Source organism: Streptomyces himastatinicus ATCC 53653, from assembly GCF_000158915.1.
Taxonomy (GTDB): Bacteria; Actinomycetota; Actinomycetes; order Streptomycetales; family Streptomycetaceae; genus Streptomyces; species Streptomyces himastatinicus.
Map to the genome: position 1 here is coordinate 6,239,401 of NZ_GG657754.1, position 6,215 is coordinate 6,245,615.

5 protein-coding genes are annotated in these 6,215 nt (G+C 73.0%); 4 read left to right on the forward strand and 1 reads right to left on the reverse strand.

Annotation, left to right across the window (positions count from 1 at the left end; genetic code table 11):
• Positions 1-66: 66 nt before the first annotated feature.
• Positions 67-1,092, reverse strand: coding sequence for an MDR family NADP-dependent oxidoreductase (locus SSOG_RS26630; RefSeq protein ID WP_009717361.1), 1,026 nt, complete (start codon positions 1,090-1,092; stop codon positions 67-69).
• Between the two features lie 146 nt (positions 1,093-1,238).
• On the opposite strand from SSOG_RS26630, the gene hutU reads away from it, so the two are divergent.
• The 4 genes from hutU to SSOG_RS56355 all read left to right on the forward strand — a co-directional run.
• Positions 1,239-2,900, forward strand: coding sequence for a urocanate hydratase (gene hutU / locus SSOG_RS26635; protein ID WP_009717362.1), 1,662 nt, complete (start codon positions 1,239-1,241; stop codon positions 2,898-2,900).
• A 119-nt stretch (positions 2,901-3,019) separates the two neighbouring features.
• Positions 3,020-4,219, forward strand: coding sequence for an allantoate amidohydrolase (locus tag SSOG_RS26640; RefSeq protein WP_009717363.1), 1,200 nt, complete (start codon positions 3,020-3,022; stop codon positions 4,217-4,219).
• Complete coding sequence (locus SSOG_RS26645; protein WP_050799978.1) at positions 4,210-5,592, forward strand: formimidoylglutamate deiminase; 1,383 nt, start codon at positions 4,210-4,212, stop codon at positions 5,590-5,592. Before SSOG_RS26640 ends, SSOG_RS26645 begins: the two co-directional genes overlap by 10 nt.
• 83 nt (positions 5,593-5,675) lie before the next feature.
• On the forward strand, positions 5,676-6,215 hold a 540-nt coding region (locus SSOG_RS56355; protein ID WP_009717365.1), incomplete at its 3' end, for an amidohydrolase family protein.

Sequence of the window (6,215 nt, forward strand, 5' to 3'; positions counted from 1 at the left end):
CCACGCCGGGCCGGGCCGCTGACCGGGAGCGGGGGCGCGGGGGCGAGTCGGGGGCGCGGCCCCCACTCACAGCTCCACCAGCACTGCGCCCAGGTGGCGGCCCTCCAGTAACTCGACCAGGGCGCGGGGGGCTTGGGTGATGCCGGTCAGGCGGGTGTGCGGGTAGGTGATGGCGCCCTCGCGCAGCGCGCGGCCGAATTCGCGCAGGTACGTCGGAGCTGCGTCCGCGTGGTCGTAGCCGCTGATGCCGCGGAGGGTGACGCCGCGGGCGATGAGGGCGAGGGTGCTGATCGGGGTGGTGGCGAGAGCGTCGTCGGAGAGCTGGGCGGCGAGCGCGCCGACGAGGGCGAAGCGTGCCTTGCGGCGGGCCAGGGCGAGGGCGGCGCGCAGTTGCTCGCCGCCGACGGTGTCGAACAGGACGTCGATGCCGTCCGGGGCCGCCGCGCGCAGCTGCTCCTCGATGGGGCCCGCTCCGCGGATCACGGCGGCGTCGTAGCCCAGCTCCGCGACGAGCCGGTCGGCCTTGTCGCGGGAGCCGGTGGAGCCGATGACCCGCGCGGCGCCGTGGAGCCGCGCGAACTGCCCGGCCAGGGTGCCGACGCCGCCTGCGGCGCCGGTGACGAACACCGTGTCGCCGCGCCGCACCCCGGCGCCCCGCACCACGCCGAGCCAGGCGGTGAAGCCCTGGGAGAGGTGTGCGGCGGGGTCGGGCAGCGCGTCGGGGTCGAGCGGGGGCGCCTCGGCCGCGTCGAGGACGGCGTACTCGCGCCAGCCGGAGTGGTGGCGTACGAGGGCGCCGGAGGTCAGGCCGGTGTCCGGCGGGGCGCTGAGCACCTCGCCGATGGCGGGGCCCCGCATGACCTCGCCGACCCGGTGGCGCAGCTGCGGCAGGCCGAGGGCGCCGGGGTCGGCCGAGGCGAGCGGGCGCATGGCGGCGGCGACGCTCATCAGCCGGTTCCGTACCAGCACCTGGCCGGGGCCGGGGGTCGGGAGCGGGGCGTGGACGACCTCGAAGTGGTCGGTGGTGAGCGGCCCTTCGGGCCGGGGCCGGGCGGCGAGGCGTACTTCGCGATGGGTACGGGGCAGGGGCACGGCAGGACGCTAAGTCCTGGCGCCCGCGCACGCCTCTCCGGGGAACCACCCGGGTGTATGCCACCGCCGACCCTATTGACTAGCTATATTCATCGAAGTCAAGATGTGAATAACTCGATCCAGACGATGGCAGGGAGGCACGGCCCATGTCAGGACCGCGACCCGTACGGGCCCCGCGAGGTACGGAGCTGAGTGCCCGGGGGTGGCAGCAGGAAGCCGCTCTCCGGATGCTCCAGAACAACCTGGACCCGGAGGTCGCCGAGCATCCCGACAAGCTCGTCGTCTACGGCGGCACCGGGAAGGCGGCGCGCGACTGGCGTTCGTTCGACGCCATGGTCCGTACGCTGCGCACGCTGAAGCAGGACGAGACGATGCTCGTCCAGTCGGGGCGTCCGGTGGGCGTCATGCAGACCCATGAATGGGCGCCCCGCGTCCTGATCGCCAACTCCAACCTGGTCGGCGACTGGGCGAACTGGGAGGAGTTCCGCCGCCTGGAGGCGCTGGGCCTGACCATGTACGGCCAGATGACCGCGGGCTCGTGGATCTACATCGGCACGCAGGGCATCCTCCAGGGCACGTACGAGACGTTCGCGGCCGTGGCGGAGAAGAAGTTCGGCGGCACCCTCGCCGGGACGATCACCCTCACCGCCGGTCTCGGCGGCATGGGCGGCGCCCAGCCGCTCGCGGTCACCATGAACGACGGCGTCGCGATCTGCATCGACTGCGACCCGCGCGCCATCGACCGCCGCATCGAGCACCGCTACCTGGACGTGCGCGCCGACAGCCTGGACCACGCCCTCCAGCTCGCGACCGAGGCGCGCGCCGCCCGCCGCCCGCTGTCCATCGGCGTGCTGGGGAACGCGGCCGAGCTGGTCCCGCAGCTGCTCGCGATGGACGCGCCGATCGACATCGTCACCGACCAGACCAGTGCCCACGACCCGCTGGCGTACCTGCCGATCGGCGTGGACTTCGACGAGATGGCGTCGTACGCCGCCGAGAAGCCCGCCGACTTCACCCAGCGGGCGCGCGAGGCGATGGCCCGGCACGTGGAGGCCATGGTCGGCTTCATGGACGCGGGCGCCGAGGTCTTCGACTACGGCAACTCGATCCGCGGCGAGGCCAAGCTCGCGGGCTTCGAGCGCGCCTTCGCCTTCCCCGGCTTCGTCCCCGCGTACATCCGGCCGCTGTTCTGCGAGGGCAAGGGCCCGTTCCGCTGGGCGGCGCTGTCCGGCGACCCGAAGGACATCGCGGCGACGGACAAGGCGATCCTCGACCTCTTCCCGGAGAACGAGTCCCTGGCCCGCTGGATCAAGATGGCGGGGGAGCGGGTCCACTTCCAGGGGCTGCCCGCCCGCATCTGCTGGCTCGGCTACGGCGAGCGCGACAAGGCGGGGGAGCGGTTCAACGAGATGGTGGCCGACGGGACGCTCGCCGCGCCCCTGGCCATCGGCCGCGACCACCTGGACTGCGGCTCGGTGGCCTCCCCGTACCGCGAGACCGAGGCCATGCTGGACGGTTCGGACGCGATCGCCGACTGGCCGCTGCTGAACGCCATGGTCAACGTCGCCTCGGGCGCCTCCTGGGTCTCGCTCCACCACGGCGGCGGGGTCGGCATGGGCCGCTCGATCCACGCGGGCCAGGTGACGGTGGCCGACGGTACGCCGCTGGCGGCCGAGAAGATCCGCCGCGTCCTGACGAACGACCCGGGCATGGGCGTGATCCGCCACGTAGACGCAGGCTACGACCGAGCGGACGAGGTAGCGGAAGACCGCGACGTCAGGATCCCCATGAGGGAGTCGGGAGAGTGACTGTTGTGGGCAACAGTCCCGCAGAGGGGGCACCTCCCAGCGGTAGCTGGGGGAGGGACGGGTGGGCACAACCCACCCACGCACCCGCAGCCGCGCACGAAACCCCGTCGTTCCACGAGATGTGGCGCGACCTGGCTCCGATCGGCCGCAACACAACGACAAACGGCTACCGCCGCTACGCCTGGACCGCCGCGGACACCGACTGCCGCGCCTGGTTCCAGGCACAAACAGAGGCCCGCGGCCTCACCTACGAGCTCGACCGCAACGGCAACCAGTGGGCCTGGCTGGGCGACCCCACGGCCGGAGACGCCGTGGTCACCGGCTCCCACCTGGACTCCGTCCCCGACGGCGGCGCCTTCGACGGCCCCCTCGGCGTCGTCTCGTCCTTCGCCGCCCTGGACGAGCTACGGGCCCGCGGCGCACACCCCACCAAGCCGCTCGCCATCGTCAACTTCGGCGACGAGGAGGGGGCCCGGTTCGGCCTGGCCTGCGTAGGGTCCCGGCTCACCGCCGGGCAGCTCGACAAGGACCGGGCGCACGCCCTCCGGGACGCGGACGGCGTCACGCTGCCGCAGGCCATGGAGCGCGCCGGGTACGACCCGGAGGCCATCGGGCCGGACCCGGAGCGGCTGGCCCGCATCGGTGCCTTCGTGGAGCTGCACATCGAGCAGGGCCGGGCCCTGGACGACACGACCGACGGCAAGGACACCCCCGTGGGCGTCGCCTCCGCGATCTGGCCGCACGGCCGCTGGCGGTTCGACTTCCACGGCGAGGCCAACCACGCCGGGACGACCCGTCTCGAAGACCGCCGCGACCCCATGCTCACCTACGCGAACACGGTGCTCGCGGCCCGTAAGAAGGCCCGTACGGCGGGAGCCCTGGCGACCTTCGGCAAGGTCGGCGTCGAGCCGAACGGGGTGAACGCGATCGCCGGCCTGGTGCGCGGCTGGCTGGACTCGCGGGCCCCCGACGAGGAGACCCTGGCCGCCGTCGTCGGTGAGATCGAGCGCGCGGCGGTCGAGCGCGGGCAGCGCGACGGGGTGGACGTCCGGGTCACCCGGGAGTCCTTCACGCCCGTCGTGGAATTCGCCCACGACCTGCGTGACCAGCTGTCGGGCCTGCTCGGGGGCGTCCCGGTGCTCCCCACCGGCGCCGGGCACGACGCGGGCATTTTGTCCGCGTCGGTTCCGACCGCCATGCTGTTTGTAAGGAACCCCACCGGCGTCTCGCACTCACCCGCGGAGACGGCGGGCGAGGATGACTGCCTCGCCGGTGTGGCCGCGCTCGCGCAGGTACTGGAGGGGTTGGCGTGTCACTGACGGCGCAGACCTACTGGGCGGAGTACGCCTGGCTGGACGGTCAGGTGGTGCCGGACGTGGTCATCGTGGTGGCCACGGACGGGCGGATCAAGGCCGTGCGGCCCGGGAGTCCCGCACAGCATCCGGCCGGTTCCGTCACCCTGCGCGGGCTGACCGTCCCCGGCCTGGCCAACGCCCACAGCCACGCCTTCCACCGGGCCCTGCGCGGCATCGTGCAGTCGGGCGCCTCGGCGAACCCGTCGGACGGCGGGGCGCCGGACTCCTTCTGGAGCTGGCGCACGCTGATGTACGAGGTGGCCGACCGGCTCACCCCGGACAGCTACTTCGATCTGGCCCGCGCCGTGTACGCCGAGATGGCCATGGCGGGCATCACCTGCGTCGGCGAGTTCCACTATCTCCACCACGCGCCCGGCGGCAGCCACTACGGCAACCCCAATGCCATGGGGGAGGCCCTGATCGCGGCCGCGGCCGAGGCCGGTATCCGCATCACCCTCCTCGACACCTGCTATCTCTCCTCCGGGTTCGGCGCGGAGCCCGATGAGCATCAGCTCCGCTTCTCGGACGGCACCGCGGACGCCTGGGCCGAACGGGTCTCCGCGCTCAAGGGCGACGGGAACACCCGTATCGGCGCCGCCATCCACTCGGTGCGGGCCGTCCCCGTCGATCAGCTCGCGACCGTCTCCGGCTGGGCCGAGGGGCAGGCGGCGCCCCTGCATGTGCACCTGTCCGAGCAGACCGCCGAGAACGACGCCTGCGTGGAGGCGCACGGCTTCACCCCCACCCGGCTGCTCGCCGACCACGGGGTGCTGGGCCCGCGCACGACCGCCGTGCACGCGACCCACCTCACCCCCGGGGACATCCGGCTGCTGGGCCACTCGGCCACCGGCGTGTGCATGTGCCCGACCACCGAGCGGGACCTCGCCGACGGCATCGGCCCGGCCGCCCAGCTGAGCCAGGCGGGCTCACCGCTGTCCCTGGGCAGCGACAGCCACGCCGTGATCGACATCCTCGAAGAGGCCCGCGCGATGGAGCTGGACGAGCGGCTGCACACCCGCACCCGCGGCCATTGGACCGCCGCCCAGCTGCTGCGCGCCGCCACCGCCGACGGTCACGAGGCGCTCGGCTGGGGCGCGGACACGGGCCGGATCGAGGTGGGCGCGCTCGCCGACCTCACCACGATCGCGCTGGACTCGGTCCGCACGGCGGGGCCGCCACCCCGGCTGGGCGCCGAGACGGCGATATTCGCGGCGACCAACGCGGACGTCCGGCACACCGTGGTCGGCGGCCGCCATGTCGTACGGGACGGGGCCCACCAGCTCGTCCCGCGCGTCCCCGAAGCACTGGCCGCAGCCATCGCGGCCGTGCGCGGCTGACCAGGCCGACCAGGCCGACCACGCCGAGCAGATTGACCACGCCGACCAGGCCCAGCCGGCTGATCAAGGAGAACACCCCCACCATGACCACCGCCACGGACACGGTCGCGACACCCACCACGACCGCCCTCGTCCACATTTCCAGCCTCGTCACCAACGACCCCTCCCTCGGCGAAGGCCCCCTCGGTCTGATCCAGGACGCGGCGGTCGTCATCGACGGTGACCGCATCGCCTGGGTCGGTGAAACAAGCAAAGCACCCGCCACTGACAACCGGGTCGACGCGGCGGGCCGGGCCGCCATTCCGGGCTTCGTCGACTCCCACTCCCACCTGGTCTTCGCGGGCGACCGCACCGAGGAGTTCAACGCCCGGATGTCCGGCCGGGCCTACAGCGCGGGCGGCATCCGCACCACCGTGGCCGCCACCCGCGCCGCCTCGAACAACGTGCTCAACGCCAACGTCGCCCGCTATGTGGTGGAGGCCCTGCACCAGGGCACCACCACCCTGGAGATCAAGTCCGGCTACGGCCTCACTTCGGAGGACGAGGCCCGCGCGCTGTCCATCGCCGCCGCCCACACCGACGAGGTGACCTTCCTCGGCGCGCACATCGTCGCCCCCGAGTTC

What these genes read in the sequence shown, in the direction of transcription:
- hutU (WP_009717362.1), top strand. Translation starts at nt 1,239, where the DNA reads ATGTCAGGACCGCGACCCGTACGGGCCCCGCGAGGTACGGAGCTGAGT.
- SSOG_RS26640 (WP_009717363.1), top strand. Translation starts at nt 3,020, where the DNA reads ATGTGGCGCGACCTGGCTCCGATCGGCCGCAACACAACGACAAACGGC.